The sequence below is a fragment of the Klebsiella sp. K5-45 genome, assembly GCF_030128605.1.
Lineage (GTDB): Bacteria > Pseudomonadota > Gammaproteobacteria > Enterobacterales > Enterobacteriaceae > Klebsiella > Klebsiella quasipneumoniae.
This window is the reverse complement of the sequence record NZ_JAKUZW010000001.1, coordinates 142,873-157,693: the sequence shown is the minus strand read 5'-3', so window position 1 is coordinate 157,693 and position 14,821 is coordinate 142,873. Positions and strand designations below refer to the sequence as shown.

Below are 14,821 nucleotides of genomic sequence, written 5' to 3'. Positions count from 1 at the left end.
GCGCGATGCGCCTTCCCCGGGCTACCACGATAATCCCGCACGCTAGCCCGGCGAAGGCGTCAGCCGGTAGCCCGGCTAAGGCGACAGCCGCAAGCCGGGTAAACTGCGACAAGCATCAGCGCTGCTTACGCACCTTGGTCGCTTTCAAAATGACAAACTTATTGTTCGTCGCAATCGTCGTGCAATTACCAAACGCGCGCTTCAGCTTACGGAAGTAATCGAGGTGGCGGTTGCCGACGACGTACAGCTCGCCGCCGTATTTCAGGCTGCGGCGGGCGTCGTTAAACATCTGCCAGGCAATATGGTCGGTAATGGCGTGCTGCTGATGGAACGGCGGATTGCACAGGATCGCCGTAAAGCGGTCCGGCTCAATGCCGGAGAGCGAGTTGTTGACCATAAATTCACAGCGGTCGATATCGTCCGGCAGGTTGTGCTCGACGTTCAACCGGCTGGAAGCCACCGCCATGTGCGACTCATCGGTGAACATGACCCGCGCGTTCGGGTTCTGCGCCAGCGCCTGCAGGCCAATCACCCCGTTGCCGCAGCCGAGATCGGCGATCTCGCCTTCTAAATTAGACGGTAAATGCTGCAGGAAGAAGCGCGCGCCGATATCCAGACCGCTGCGGGCAAAAACGTTGGCATGGTTGTGGATGGTCCACGGCGTGCCGTCCAGCTTCCAGCTGTAGGTTTGCGGCGCATCGGCCAGCTCAGGGGCGGTGAAAACGCAGTGGATCAGACGCGCTTTTTTCCATGCCAGCGAGGTGGTGGTGGTACCGAGAATTTTTTCAAACAGCGCCAGCGTCGAGTTATGCACATCGCGGGCTTTCGCCGCGGCGATAATGCGGGTTTCCGGCGTCACCACTTGGCGCAGGGCGCGCAGCTGCTGTTCCAGCAGCGCCAGCTGCTTTGGCACCTTAATCAGCACCAGCGCCGGCGAGGCCGGCAGCGGGCTCAGGCTATCCTGAAAGCGCACGCTCTCTTCATCAATGCCGTTCATCCGTAGGTTGTGGCGGGTCGCCAGCTCGGAAATAAAGGAATCGTTGATGCTGACGGGGTTGCGCTCCGCCAGCGCGCAGGCGAGCGCGCCGAAGCCGTCGTTGAAGATGAGCGTCAGGCCGTCGACGTCATTCACCTGTTGCAGCAGATATTCATCCGCCGCTTCCCACGCCTGAAGCGCTTCTTCTTCAGCGTTAGGTGGGAACCGCTCTAATGTGAATAACTCACCGTTTAACTCTGCCTGGCTCATCGCCTCTCCGCCTCCGGAATAGTAAAACCCGCGAGTTTATACGCAAATCCTGTCCAGTTGAAGAGAGATCGCTGATCATCGCCGCTCAGCGTAGATCGCCCTCGCCATCGGCTTGCAGCAGCGTTATCGACGCGCGGGCACCGGGCATCAGCTGCTGCAGATAGCCTACCAGCCGCTCTCCCGCCTCTTGCAGGGCCGACAACGGCATCGCCGGCAGGCTTTCGAGAATAAACCACATCGTATGCGCGCCGCTGTCTAGCCGGGTACGTACGCCCTGTCGCCAGTTCCAGCGTCGGCAGGTTACGCCTATATCATCCCGCCAGATGACTTCGCCCGGCTCCGGATATTCCACCACCGGCTCTGCCGATTTTAGCGTATCGAATGGCTCATCGCCGCGGGCAATGGCCAGCCGCGGTTCGCCACGGTAGGCGGCCAGATTTTCCCCACCGACCGGGACGGCATAGCCAATGCTGATCGCGTTGTAGATATCCACTACCGGATCGATGGCCGGCAGGCTCCCCTCTTTCAGCACCCGCTTGCGCAGCGCCTGCGCCGAACAGGGGGTACGTTTCGCCTTCGCGCCGAAGGCGCTGAAGGCTTCATCCCATGCCGCCAGGTGCGCTTGCGCCCAGGGCACATCATCCTGCTGCACCGCCTGGCAGGCCTCGGCCAGCGCCTGCTCCGCGATGGCGGGGTTGGCCACCGGCGCACTCTCCACCACAATACTTAATGCCCGAAAGCCCGGCGCCAGGCGGCTGACCGCAGATTCGATTGACGGCGTTACGCTACGCATTCGATAATCCTGTAATGACCAATTTGTTTCATCATAGTGACCAATGAACGTAAAAGTCAATATAACGACCGATTCAGGAGCTGATGTCGACCAGGTAAGTCGCGCCGTCGCCACGCGGCTGAAGGCCTACCGTAAAGCGAAAAAAATGTCGCTGGACGAGCTGTCGCGCCGGGCCAGCATCAGCAAAGGTATGCTGGTCGAGATGGAAAAAGAGGCCGCCAACCCCAGCATTGCGATCCTCTGCAAACTCGCCGCCGCGCTGGGCGTTTCGGTGGCGGATATCGTCAATGTGGCAAGCGAACCCGCGTTGCATATTATTCCCGCCGAGCAGATCCCCACCCTCTGGCAAGGCCCGCTGGGAGGCAGCGCCAGGCTTCTCGCCGGCACCGCCGGGCCGAATATGATTGAGCTGTGGCGCTGGGAGATGCAGCCCGGCGAAGCCTTTACCTCGCCCGGCCACCCGGCGACGACCTTCGAGCTGCTGCACGTGGAAGCCGGCGCGCTGACGCTGACGCTTGGCGAGACCTGCCGCACGGTGGCGGTCGGAGAATCCGCGGTGGCCCGCACCGAAACAGAGCACGGGTACCGGAATGCGGGACCCGCGCCGCTGGTCTTTACCATGACCGTGGCTGAACTGCCCTCCTGACAGACATAATGATAAGACGATGACAAAACTCATTTATTTACAGGGCTATCCTGAATCGCTGCTGGCGCAGGTGACCACGTTAATCGAGCAAAACCGCCTTGGAGAGGTGCTGCAAAAGCGCTATCCGCATGGGCACGACGTTAACAGCGATAAAGCGCTATATCAGTACACCCAGGATTTGAAAAACCGCTTTCTGCGCGGCGCGGCGCCGATCAACAAAGTGATGTATGACAGTAAGATCCACGTGCTGAACAATGCGCTCGGCCTGCATACCGCCATTTCGCGCGTTCAGGGCGGCAAGCTGAAAGCCAAAGCGGAGATCCGCGTGGCGACGGTATTTCGCGACGCGCCGGAGGCCTTTCTGCGGATGATCGTGGTTCATGAGCTGGCGCATCTGAAAGAGAAGGATCACAACAAGGCTTTCTATCAGCTGTGCTGCCATATGGAGCCGCAATACCACCAGCTGGAGTTCGACACCCGCCTGTGGCTGACGCACCTTTCGTTGAAGCGTTCTGCGTAGTCACGCACTGGTTTTGTCATGGGGGCATGATAGAGTGGCGACAGGTTCCCTTTAATGGAGTTCGTCACCGTTTATGATACGTTTCGCAGTTGTTGGCACAAACTGGATCACTAAGCAGTTTGTCGATGCCGCCCATGAAACCGGCAAATATAAACTTACCGCCATCTACTCCCGCAGCCTCGAACAGGCGCAAGCCTTCGCCAATGACTATCCGGTCGAGCATCTGTATACCTCGCTGGAGGCGCTGGCGCAAAGCGACGCCATTGATGCGGTGTATATCGCCAGCCCGAACTCCCTGCACTTCCCGCAGACGCGGCTGTTCCTGAGCCACAAGAAGCACGTCATTTGCGAAAAACCGCTGGCGTCGAATCTACAGGAGGTCGAGGCGGCCATCGCGGTGGCGAAAGCCAACCACGTGGTGCTGTTTGAAGCCTTCAAAACCGCCAGCCTGCCCAACTTTCTGCTGCTGAAGGAAACCCTCGGCAAAGTGGGTAAACTGCGTAAAGCCTTCATTAACTACTGCCAGTACTCTTCGCGCTACCAGCGCTACCTCGACGGCGAAAACCCCAACACCTTTAATCCGGCGTTCTCCAACGGTTCGATTATGGATATCGGCTTCTATTGCCTGGCGTCCGCTGTGGCGCTGTGGGGCGAACCGCGGGCCGTTCATGCCACCGCCAGCCTGCTGGACAGCGGCGTGGACGCCCAGGGCACCGTGGTGCTGAGCTATGACGACTTCGACGTGACGCTGCATCACTCCAAGGTGAGCGACTCGGCGATCCCCAGCGAAATTCAGGGGGAAGAGGGGGTACTGGTGATCGAAAAAATCTCCGAGTGCCAGAAGCTGGCGTTTGTGCCGCGCGGCGGCAAAGCCCAGGACCTGACGCAGCCGCAGCATATCAATACTATGCTGTATGAGGCGGAGACCTTCGCGCGGCTGGTGGAAACAGAGGATGTCGACCATCCGGGCCTGGCTGTGAGCCGTATCACGGCGAAACTGTCGAGCGAAATTCGTCGCCAGACCGGGGTGATCTTCCCGGCCGATACGCAGCCGCTGGCGTAAAAGAGTGTAAAGGCCCGTCTGGCCGCCATTGACGAAAACCGCCTCGTGACATATTTTGTTACGAGCAAAGGGGAGTAACTTCCTTGCCGGCCGATCGTCATTACGATGCGTGTAATACCGCATCCGGTCGCCGGGCAATCACCAAAGCCCATCGCGATGAACTTTGGTTGTTGTAAGTGAGACCTTGCCGGAAGGCGAGGTCTATGCATAAAAGCGCAGCGGCTGCCGTCTTCCGACGTCAGCCGTTTTTGTTTTTATGTAAGGAATATCAAATGAATACTGTCGGCACGCCGTTGCTATGGGGTGGATTCGCTGTCGTCGTCGCGATCATGTTGGCGATCGACCTGCTGCTTCAGGGACGACGCGGTTCGCATAGCATGACCATGAAGCAGGCCGCTGGCTGGTCTATCCTCTGGGTCACACTTTCTCTGTTGTTCAACGCCGCGTTCTGGTGGTATCTGGTGCAAACCCAGGGCCGCGCCGTCGCCGATCCGCAGGCCCTGGCCTTCCTCACCGGTTATCTGATTGAAAAAGCGCTGGCGGTCGATAACGTCTTCGTCTGGCTGATGCTGTTCAGCTACTTCGCCGTGCCGCCTGCTCTGCAGCGCCGGGTGCTGGTGTATGGCGTCCTCGGGGCGATTATTCTGCGCACCATTATGATCTTCGCCGGCAGCTGGCTTATCTCCCAGTTCGACTGGCTGTTGTACGTCTTCGGCGCCTTCCTGCTGTTTACCGGCGTGAAGATGGCGCTGGCGAAAGAGGATGATTCCGGCATCGGCGACAAACCGCTGGTGCGCTGGATCCGCAGCCATCTGCGAATGACCGATAAAATCGAGAGCGAGCGCTTCTTCACCCGTAAAAACGGGGTGCTGTTCGCCACGCCGCTGCTGCTGGTGTTGATTCTGGTCGAGCTGAGCGATGTGATATTCGCCGTCGACAGTATCCCGGCGATCTTCGCGGTCACCACCGACCCGTTTATCGTGCTGACCTCGAACCTGTTTGCCATTCTCGGCCTGCGCGCCATGTACTTCCTGCTGGCGGGGGTCGCTGAGCGCTTCTCGATGCTCAAATATGGCCTGTCGGTGATCCTGGTGTTTATTGGCGTGAAGATGCTGATCGTCGACTTCTACCATATCCCGGTCGCCATCTCGCTGGGGGTCGTGGGCGGCATCCTGACCGTCACGCTGTTGATTAACGCCTGGGTCAACAAGCAGCACGACAAGCAGCGCAAACTGCCTGAATAACCTGCCTGGCGCGCCGTCGGCTCCCGCTGGCGGCGCGGTAATCGGCTATAGCAGACCTTCTCATAACGAGAATGCCTGCTCATGTCACAATTATGTTACTGCGTAGTTAAAAAATAAGATCCAGATTAAAATCACAGTATTTTACGCTTCCCGCCAGGCTTTCTTTCCGTATACTCGGCTATGCAAACATCTATTTACATCCTGACATAAACGTAACAAATAATACGTGGCTGGGATGGCTTGCTACATCACTGGAAGGAATGAATTATGACAACACGCACTCCCCCATCAGGGTGGCTCTCCCGCCTGGCGCAAGGCAGCCTGGTGAAACAAATTTTAATCGGCCTGGTGCTTGGCGTGCTGCTGGCGCTGGTCTCTAAGCCAGCGGCTATCGCCGTCGGCCTGCTGGGGACCCTGTTCGTCGGCGCGTTAAAGGCGGTAGCGCCGGTGCTGGTATTGATGCTCGTCATGGCCTCGATCGCCAACCATCAGCACGGACAAAAAACCAGTATTCGCCCTATTCTGTTTCTCTATCTGCTGGGCACCTTTAGCGCGGCGCTGACTGCGGTGTTGTTCAGTTTTCTCTTTCCGTCGACTCTGCACTTAACCACCGCCGCCGACAGCATCACGCCGCCGTCGGGGATTGTTGAGGTGCTGCGTAGTCTGCTGATGAGCATGGTGTCCAACCCGGTCGACGCCCTGCTGAACGCCAACTATATCGGTATTCTGGTGTGGGCGGTGGGGCTTGGCTTCGCCCTGCGCCATGGTAACGACACCACGAAAAACCTGATCAACGATATCTCCCACGCGGTGACCTTTATCGTTAAAGTGGTGATCCGCTTTGCGCCGCTGGGGATCTTCGGCCTGGTCTCTTCCACCCTAGCGACCACCGGTTTTGAAACGCTGTGGGGCTACGCCCAGCTGCTGCTGGTACTGGTGGGCTGTATGCTGCTGGTGGCGCTGGTGATTAACCCGCTGCTGGTGTTCTGGAAGATTCGCCGTAACCCCTATCCGCTGGTGCTGACTTGCCTGCGCGAAAGCGGCGTCTACGCGTTTTTCACCCGCAGCTCCGCCGCCAATATTCCGGTGAATATGGCGCTATGCGAGAAGCTGAACCTGGATCGCGATACCTATTCGGTCTCCATTCCGCTGGGGGCGACCATCAATATGGCGGGCGCGGCAATCACGATTACCGTGCTGACGCTGGCGGCGGTCCATACGCTGAACATTCCGGTGGATCTGCCGACGGCGCTGTTGCTGAGCGTGGTCGCTTCGCTGTGCGCCTGCGGCGCCTCCGGCGTGGCGGGCGGTTCGCTGCTGCTGATCCCGCTGGCCTGTAATATGTTTGGTATTCCGAACGATGTGGCGATGCAGGTGGTTGCCGTCGGCTTTATCATCGGCGTGCTGCAGGATTCCTGCGAAACCGCGCTGAACTCCTCCACCGACGCCCTGTTTACCGCCGCCGCCTGCATGGCGGAAGACGACCAGCTGGCGAAAAACGCCCTGCGCAGTTAATGCCTTTCCCCTCCGCTACCGCGCGGAGGGGCTCTCTTCCTGCACCGCGTTTTCAACCCTGAACGGATCGATACCCCGCTTTTGCATCCGGCGGAAGCGAATGATATTCAGGCCGTTGACGATCAGGAAACTGCCTTCAATCAGCGTCCCGCCAATCGAACCCAGCCACAGGTTATGCGTCACCCAGCAGGCGGTGGAGCACCACATCACGCAGCGGACGGTCAGCCCTTTACAGCGAAACAGCGCCCAGGTGCTGGCGACAGTGCCAATAATCGGCAGCAGCTCCATAGCATGCTGCAGCTTGCCAAGGCCGAGGATCAACGTCAGCAGGATAAAGACTGTCATCACCCACAGGCTGCGGGTGCGCAGGGAAATGACCGTGCGGAGCGCATTAAGCCCGGCGCTCATCCCGGCAGGCGCGGCGCCCATCAGGAAAAAATGGACGCCGATAACGGCGCTATAGACCGCCAGCTGAAGCCTGAAGCGACGTTCGTCGCGGTTGATAAAGGTGGTAATGCCGATAAGAAAGGCGATGACGCCGACGCCCTGAGCCAGCCAATACGCGGTCATGAAAGCTCCCTGAGAGAAAAAACAAACGGCGCTTCACAGGCTGAAACGCCGCTGCTGCTTACCCGATGACGCTGCGCTATCAGGCCAATGCGCGATCAACGCCGCCCGGGCGCCAATATGAATGCGCCTTTACAGGGTAACACCGCTTTTAAAGATGGCCAGCTCGCGGAAGTCATTCTGCTCATTACAGGTCGGTTTGCCGTTGGCGAAAGCCACAATGGTATCCACGAACTCCTCCAGCAGCTGTGGCATCGCTTTGCCGTGGATCAGCTGTCCGGCATCGAAGTCGATCCAGTGCTTTTTCTTTGCCGCCAGCTCGCTGTTGGTGGCGATCTTCACCGTCGGCACAAAGCCGCCGTACGGTGTGCCGCGGCCGGTGCTGAACAGCACCATATGGCAGCCGGCGCCGGCCAGCGCGCTGGTGGCGACGGCATCATTGCCTGGCGCGCTCAGCAAGTTCAGACCATGAACCTTCAGACGTTCGCCGTAGCGCAGGACATCCACGACCTGGCTGGAGCCCGCTTTCTGGGTACAGCCCAGCGACTTATCCTCGAGGGTGGTGATCCCCCCGGCCTTGTTGCCCGGCGAGGGGTTTTCGTAAATAGGCTGGTCGTGCGCGATAAAGTACTGCTTAAAGTCATTGACCATAGTCACCAGCTTGTCGAAGGTCGCTTCGTCGCGGCAGTGGCTCATCAGCAGCTGTTCAGCGCCGAACATCTCCGGCACTTCGGTCAGCACGGTGGTGCCGCCGTTGGCGATCACGTAGTCTGAGAAGCGCCCCAGCATCGGGTTGGCGGTAATACCGGACAGGCCGTCAGACCCGCCGCACTCGAGGCCAAACTTCAGCTCGCTCAGCTTACCCGGCTGACGTTTATCCTGACGCATCACGTCATACAGCTGGTGGAGATGCGCCACTCCCGCCTCCACTTCATCGTCCTGATGCTGACAAACCATAAAGTGCACGCGCTGCGGATCATACTCGCCCAGCGTTTCGCGAAAGGCCTCCACCTGGTTGTTTTCACAGCCAAGGCCCACCACCAGCACCGCCCCGGCGTTCGGATGGCGAACCATATTCTGCAGCATGGTGCGGGTATTGAGGTGATCGTCCCCGAGCTGCGAGCAGCCATAGGTATGGCTGAAGAGATGCACTCCATCGATGTCCTCAGCGCCGTTTGCCTCTTTCAGAAAACGGTTCTGCATCTGGCGGGCCATGGCGTTGACGCAGCCGACGGTCGGCAGGATCCACAGCTCATTGCGCACGCCGACGTCACCATTGGCGCGACGATAAATCTGCACGTCGCGATCCGCTGGCTGCGGCGGTTGGGCAACCTGCTCCGGTTGATAGCGATACGCGTCAAGGTCGCTGAGATTGGTGCGCGTATTGTGCGCATGGACATGCTCGCCCGGCGCGATATCCGCCAGCGCATGGCCAATCGGCAGCCCATACTTAACGACGTTTTCCCCTTTCGCGATAGCGCGCAGTGCAAACTTGTGTCCGCGAACGATATCCTGACCGAGGGTGACCGGGTCATTGTCGATCGTCACCACGCTACCGGCCGTCATATCCGCCAGCGCGACCGCGACGTTATCCTGCGAATGGATTTTGATGTATTGCATATCAACCGACCTCTGGTCTTAGTTCAGTTCAATGGCGAAATAGTCACGCGCATTGTTAAAGCAAATGTTTTTCACCATCTCGCCCAGCAGCGCGATATCCGCAGGCGCTTCGCCGGCGGTCACCCAACGGCCGATCATCTGGCACAGAATGCGGCGGAAGTATTCGTGGCGCGTGTAGGAGAGGAAGCTGCGGCTGTCGGTCAGCATCCCGACAAAGCGGCTCAGCAGGCCGAGCTGCGCCAGCTGGGTCATCTGCCGCTCCATGCCGTCTTTCTGATCGTTGAACCACCAGCCGGAGCCGAACTGCATCTTGCCCGGCATCCCTTCGCCCTGGAAGTTACCGATCATGGTGCCCAGCACTTCGTTATCGCGCGGGTTCAGGCAGTAGAGAATGGTTTTCGGCAGCAGGTTCTCTTCGTTCTGCTTGCTCAGCAGCTTAGACAGCTCTTCAGCCATTGGACGATCGTTGATCGAGTCAAAGCCCACGTCCGGGCCTAACAATTTGAACTGACGCAGGTTGTTATTGCGCAGCGCGCCGATGTGGTACTGCTGCACCCAGCCGCGACGAGCATACTCTGCGCCGAGGAACACCAGCACCGCGGTTTTGAACTGCGCCACTTCGCGTTCGCTGAGGGTTTCGCCAGCCAGGCGACGCGCCAGAATGGCGTCCAGCTCGGCGTCAGTCGCTTCCGCAAACAGCACCACGTCCAGGGCGTGGTCGGAGACTTTGCAACCGTGAGCGGCAAAGTGGTCCAGACGTTTGGTCAGCGCGCTTTGCAGGTCCGCAAAACGGCGAATATCGGTGTCGGACACTTCACCCAGCTTAGCCATATAGTCATTGAAGGTCGCCTGCTCGATGTTGAACGCTTTATCCGGGCGCCAGCTCGGCAACACCTTGATATCAAATGAAGTGTCTTTGGCGACAACCGCATGGTGTTCCAGGGAATCAATCGGATCGTCGGTGGTGCCGACCATCTTCACGTTCATCTGCTTCATGATCCCGCGGGCGGAGAAGGCGTCCTGCGCCAGTAACGCATTGCACTGTTCCCAGATCTCATCGGCGGTGGAAGGTGACAGCAGCTTACCTGTAATACCAAATGGGCGACGCAGCTCTAAATGGGTCCAGTGGTATAACGGGTTGCCAATCGTGTGAGGCACGGTGGCTGCCCAAGCGTCAAATTTCTCGCGATCGGAGGCATCCCCGGTACACAGACGCTCCGGCACGCCGTTAGTGCGCATCGCGCGCCATTTGTAGTGATCGCCTTTCAGCCAGATGTCATACAGATTTTTGAAACGATAATTTTCGGCAACCTGCTGCGGCGGAAGGTGACAATGGTAGTCGAAAATAGGCTGATCTTTCGCGTAATCGTGGTACAGGCGGCGGGCAAATTCGCTATCGAGTAGAAAATCTTCGGTCATAAACGGTGTCATTCGTGTGTCCTCTTCGCTCCGGAACAGGAGCCTTTCAGATGATTGACTACAATGCTGACAAAGTTATCACACCAATTTCCACAGACCGAACTGTTTTTCGTGAGTTAGATCAATAAACGTTGATAAAAAAAACCGCCTCTCCACGGCAAACGTCTCGCCAGGGCGCGCCGTATCTGGCTTTCCTCGCCAGTCATAAAGACCACACTAACTTTCCCACTTTTGTGACAGCACTCAACTTTTAAAGTTGTATGACAAGTTATCTTTCTGCCGTCGCAACATATAAACCGACGGAATGCTTTACCGGTGTTGATGGCATCGGCTTATACGGAATGGATACCGACTTTTTACATAACAACTGATGGTAAGGTTCGGGCCAGAGGGGACCGCCCTCCTGAACCCTCCGTTTCGCTTTCCCGACCGCGTATCGCCGTCAGGAGAGGCCGCACCTGGTGCGGAGAAATTACAGACGATGAGGTTTACATGCGTAAAATTAAAGGGTTACGTTGGTACATGATCGCACTGGTGACGCTGGGCACCGTGCTGGGCTACCTGACCCGTAACACCGTGGCGGCGGCCGCGCCGACGCTGATGGAAGAGTTACACATCTCGACCCAACAGTACTCCTATATCATTGCAGCCTATTCCGCTGCCTATACCGTCATGCAGCCTGTCGCAGGCTATGTCCTTGATATTCTGGGGACTAAAGTCGGCTATGCCTTCTTCGCTATCGCCTGGGCGATATTCTGTGGCTCGACCGCCCTCGCCGGCAGTTGGGGTGGCCTGGCGCTGGCCCGCGGCGCGGTGGGCGCGGCGGAAGCAGCGATGATCCCCGCCGGGCTGAAAGCCAGCTCCGAATGGTTCCCGGCGAAAGAGCGCTCTATCGCGGTGGGCTACTTCAACGTGGGTTCCTCTATCGGCGCCATGATCGCGCCGCCGCTGGTGGTGTGGGCGATTGTCATGCACAGCTGGCAGATGGCGTTCATTATCTCCGGGGTGCTGAGCTTCGCCTGGGCCATCGCCTGGCTGATCTTCTACAAACACCCGCGCGATCAGAAGAAATTATCTGACGAAGAACGCGACTACATCATTGGCGGCCAGGAGTCTCAACACCAGACCAATAACGCGAAGAAAATGTCGCCGTGGCAGATCCTGCGCAACCGTCAGTTCTGGGGTATCGCCCTGCCGCGTTTTCTCGCCGAGCCGGCCTGGGGTACCTTTAACGCCTGGATCCCTCTGTTCATGTTTAAGGTTTACGGCTTTAACCTGAAAGAGATCGCCATGTTCGCCTGGATGCCGATGCTGTTCGCCGACCTCGGCTGCATCGTCGGTGGATACCTGCCGCCGCTGTTCCAGCGCTGGTTCGGCGTCAATCTGATCGTGTCGCGTAAAATGGTGGTCACCATGGGCGCCCTGCTGATGATTGGCCCGGGGATGATCGGCCTGTTCACCAGCCCGTACGTGGCGATTGCCCTGCTGTGCATCGGCGGGTTCGCTCACCAGGCGCTGTCCGGGGCGTTGATTACCCTCTCTTCCGACGTCTTTGGCCGTAACGAAGTCGCTACCGCCAACGGTCTGACCGGGATGGCCGCCTGGCTGGCGAGCACCATGTTCGCCCTGGTCGTCGGCGCGCTGGCAGACACCATCGGCTTCAGCCCGCTGTTTGCGGTACTGGCGGTCTTTGACCTGCTGGGCGCGCTGGTCATCTGGACGGTGCTGAAAAACAAACCGGCTGACGATGACACGCCGCCGCTTAGCAGCCGCAAACCGGCCACCCAGAGTTAGAGACGCTGATGCTAAGGTGATCGCCTGCCAAGCCGCCTTCTCAGGCGGCTTTTTCATCCCTGCCAGTGGTGGAAATCGCGTAAAAGTGGTATAACAAATCGAATATTGTCGCCATCTTGCGGGAGCGAATATGGAAATCATTGAACCACGCCGTCTTTATCAGCAGCTTGCCGCTGAGCTGAAGACGCGCATCGAACAAGGTGTCTACCTTGTAGGGGATAAGCTGCCCGCCGAGCGCTTTATCGCCGATGAAAAAAACGTTAGCCGCACCGTGGTTCGTGAAGCCATTATCATGCTGGAAGTGGAAGGGTATGTCGAAGTCCGCAAAGGGTCGGGCATTCACGTTATCTCTAACCATCCGAAATACCAGCAAGTGGCCGATGAAAGCCTTGAGTTCGCCAACTATGGCCCCTTTGAGCTGCTGCAGGCGCGGCAGCTTATTGAAAGCAATATCGCCGAATTCGCGGCCACTCAGGTGACCAAGCAGGACATCATGAAGCTGATGGAGATTCAGGAGAAAGCGCGCAACGAGAAGTGTTTCCGCGACTCCGAGTGGGATCTGCAGTTTCATGTCCAGGTGGCGCTGGCCACGCAGAATAGCGCCCTGGCGGCGATCGTGGAAAAAATGTGGACCCAGCGCGTGCATAACCCGTACTGGAAAAAGCTGCATGAGCATATTGACCTGCGCACCGTCGATAACTGGTGCGACGACCACGATCAGATCCTGAAGGCGCTGCTGCGAAAAGATCCGAACGCCGCCAAACTGGCGATGTGGCAGCATCTGGAAAATACCAAGCAAATGCTGTTTAACGAAACCAGCGACGACTTTGAATTTAATGCCGATCGCTACTTATTTGCCGAAAACCCGGTGGTTCATCTCGATACGGCGGCCAACGGCGCGAAATAAGCCTTTATCCCCCCGGCGCGCGGCCCCTGCGCGCCTGTTCCCCAGGCAGGCTGAGGTAAGCAAAACATATATAGTGTCAGCCTGTGTAAATCCTCTCGCCTCACATCGCCGCAATCAGCAAAATCAACGAGCAACACCTTGCAATTTCTCTGACGGAAAGTCAGGCGATTTGTTACAATTAGATGCATTTTGCCGTTCTGGGAGTAGGTATTGACTTACTTCAGTTTTATACAGGGAAGCGTTCAGAGCGCCGAAGCAGCGACCATAATCTCATAAAAATCTTGTCGCCCTACATGCCACGCGCTCAGACGTGCCGTTAACCGATGTACCAGGAATCGTGAATGGAACTATTAACCCAGTTATTGAATGCCTTGTGGGCTCAGGATTACGAAACGCTCGCGAATCCCTCCATGATTGGCATGCTGTATTTTGTCTTGTTTATGATTTTGTTCCTTGAGAACGGGTTACTGCCTGCCGCGTTTTTGCCGGGGGACAGCCTGCTTGTGCTCGTGGGCGTGCTGATCGCCAAAGGGGCGATGGGCTTTCCGGAAACGTTGCTGCTGCTCACCGCCGCCGCCAGCCTCGGCTGCTGGCTGAGCTATATCCAGGGGCGCTGGCTAGGCAACACACGGATCGTGCAAAACTGGCTGTCGCATCTGCCCTCTCACTATCATCAGCGCGCGCATCACCTGTTTCATAAGCATGGCCTCTCCGCGCTGCTGATCGGCCGCTTCATCGCCTTCGTGCGCACGCTGCTGCCGACCATCGCCGGGCTTTCCGGTCTCAATAACGCCCGCTTTCAGTTCTTTAACTGGATGAGCGGCCTGCTGTGGGTGCTCATCCTGACCTCGCTGGGCTATCTGCTGGGCAAAACCCCGGTATTCCTTAAGTATGAAGATCAGCTGATGTCCTGCCTGATGCTCCTGCCGGTTGCGCTGTTGGTCTTCGGACTGATCGGCTCGCTGGTGGTGCTGTGGAAGAAAAAATACAGAAGCCGGGGCTGATGATGGTCATAAAACGCCCTTCCCTGCGCCAGCTCAGCTGGCTGCTGGGTGGCTCTCTTTTGCTCTGCGCGCTGTTCTGGCTCTGGCTGGCGGTGCAGCAGCAGGAGGCCACGCTGGCGATCCGTCCGGTTGGCCAGGGCGTCAGTATGCCGGATGGTTTCTCCGTCTGGCATCACCTCGACGCTAACGGTATCCGCTTCAAGAGCATTACGCCGCAAAAGGATGGCCTGCTGATTAAGTTTGATTCCACCGCCCAGGGCGCGGCGGCGAAAGAGGTTCTCGGTCGCGCTCTGCCACATGGTTATATTATCGCCTTGCTGGAGGACGATAACTCGCCCACCGCCTGGTTATCCCGCCTGCGCGACGCGCCGCATCGGCTCGGGTAAACGGCCGTCAGACTGCGTTTTCAACGCAGTCTGGTGGTTTCCCGCATTTGTTACTATGCTTAAACCTGCGTGAATCAACGCATTCACGTTTACCAAC

At 58.0% G+C, this 14,821-nt stretch carries 14 protein-coding genes; 9 read left to right on the top strand and 5 right to left on the bottom strand.

The window, feature by feature from the left end:
- Positions 1 to 115: 115 nt before the first annotated feature.
- Both rlmG and MKS11_RS00835 read right to left on the bottom strand, forming a co-directional pair.
- Complete coding sequence (gene rlmG, locus MKS11_RS00840; protein WP_017900669.1) at positions 116 to 1,246, bottom strand: 23S rRNA (guanine(1835)-N(2))-methyltransferase RlmG; 1,131 nt, start codon at positions 1,244 to 1,246, stop codon at positions 116 to 118.
- A gap of 85 nt (positions 1,247 to 1,331) precedes the next feature.
- The gene (locus tag MKS11_RS00835; RefSeq protein ID WP_087770955.1) at positions 1,332 to 2,039 is read right to left on the bottom strand and encodes a B3/4 domain-containing protein; all 708 of its coding nucleotides are present in this window, start codon (positions 2,037 to 2,039) and stop codon (positions 1,332 to 1,334) included.
- Positions 2,040 to 2,082: 43 nt separating this feature from the next.
- Between MKS11_RS00835 and MKS11_RS00830 the strand changes: the two genes are divergently transcribed.
- From MKS11_RS00830 to sstT, 5 genes are all read left to right on the top strand, one after another.
- Complete coding sequence (locus MKS11_RS00830) at positions 2,083 to 2,685, top strand: helix-turn-helix domain-containing protein (protein WP_064178188.1); 603 nt, start codon at positions 2,083 to 2,085, stop codon at positions 2,683 to 2,685.
- A 19-nt stretch (positions 2,686 to 2,704) separates the two neighbouring features.
- The gene (locus MKS11_RS00825; protein ID WP_004206113.1) at positions 2,705 to 3,205 is read left to right on the top strand and encodes a M48 family metallopeptidase; all 501 of its coding nucleotides are present in this window, start codon (positions 2,705 to 2,707) and stop codon (positions 3,203 to 3,205) included.
- Between the two features lie 73 nt (positions 3,206 to 3,278).
- Positions 3,279 to 4,268, top strand: coding sequence for a Gfo/Idh/MocA family protein (locus MKS11_RS00820; RefSeq protein WP_023319189.1), 990 nt, complete (start codon positions 3,279 to 3,281; stop codon positions 4,266 to 4,268).
- Between the two features lie 272 nt (positions 4,269 to 4,540).
- Positions 4,541 to 5,512 carry a TerC family protein gene (locus tag MKS11_RS00815; protein WP_087770956.1) on the top strand — a complete coding sequence of 324 codons (972 nt, stop codon included), beginning with the start codon at positions 4,541 to 4,543 and terminating at the stop codon, positions 5,510 to 5,512.
- A gap of 267 nt (positions 5,513 to 5,779) precedes the next feature.
- Entirely contained in the window at positions 5,780 to 7,027 is a 1,248-nt protein-coding gene (gene sstT / locus MKS11_RS00810) for a serine/threonine transporter SstT (RefSeq protein ID WP_004206115.1), read from the top strand.
- A gap of 15 nt (positions 7,028 to 7,042) precedes the next feature.
- Here the strand turns inward: sstT and MKS11_RS00805 are convergent, their stop codons facing one another.
- From MKS11_RS00805 to uxaC, 3 genes are all read right to left on the bottom strand, one after another.
- On the bottom strand, positions 7,043 to 7,597 hold the full coding sequence (locus tag MKS11_RS00805) for a YgjV family protein (protein ID WP_004206116.1): 555 nt from the start codon (positions 7,595 to 7,597) through the stop codon (positions 7,043 to 7,045).
- 129 nt (positions 7,598 to 7,726) lie between these two features.
- A complete protein-coding gene (locus MKS11_RS00800; RefSeq protein WP_004206117.1) occupies positions 7,727 to 9,214 on the bottom strand; it encodes a UxaA family hydrolase in 1,488 nt (495 codons plus the stop codon).
- Between the two features lie 18 nt (positions 9,215 to 9,232).
- Entirely contained in the window at positions 9,233 to 10,645 is a 1,413-nt protein-coding gene (uxaC, locus tag MKS11_RS00795; RefSeq protein WP_004206118.1) for a glucuronate isomerase, read from the bottom strand.
- Positions 10,646 to 11,125: 480 nt separating this feature from the next.
- On the opposite strand from uxaC, the gene MKS11_RS00790 reads away from it, so the two are divergent.
- The 4 genes from MKS11_RS00790 (at position 11,126) to mzrA (ending at position 14,724) form a co-directional block, all read left to right on the top strand.
- On the top strand, positions 11,126 to 12,427 hold the full coding sequence (locus MKS11_RS00790) for an MFS transporter (protein ID WP_004206119.1): 1,302 nt from the start codon (positions 11,126 to 11,128) through the stop codon (positions 12,425 to 12,427).
- Between the two features lie 130 nt (positions 12,428 to 12,557).
- Positions 12,558 to 13,334, top strand: a complete 777-nt coding sequence (gene exuR / locus MKS11_RS00785; protein WP_004206120.1) for a transcriptional regulator ExuR — start codon at positions 12,558 to 12,560, stop codon at positions 13,332 to 13,334.
- A 341-nt stretch (positions 13,335 to 13,675) separates the two neighbouring features.
- A complete protein-coding gene (gene yqjA, locus MKS11_RS00780) occupies positions 13,676 to 14,338 on the top strand; it encodes a DedA family general envelope maintenance protein YqjA (RefSeq protein ID WP_004206121.1) in 663 nt (220 codons plus the stop codon).
- A gap of 8 nt (positions 14,339 to 14,346) precedes the next feature.
- Positions 14,347 to 14,724 (top strand): EnvZ/OmpR regulon moderator MzrA, encoded by a 378-nt coding sequence (gene mzrA, locus MKS11_RS00775; RefSeq protein WP_072096611.1) that lies wholly within the window; start codon positions 14,347 to 14,349, stop codon positions 14,722 to 14,724.
- The last annotated feature ends 97 nt before the right edge of the window (positions 14,725 to 14,821 follow it).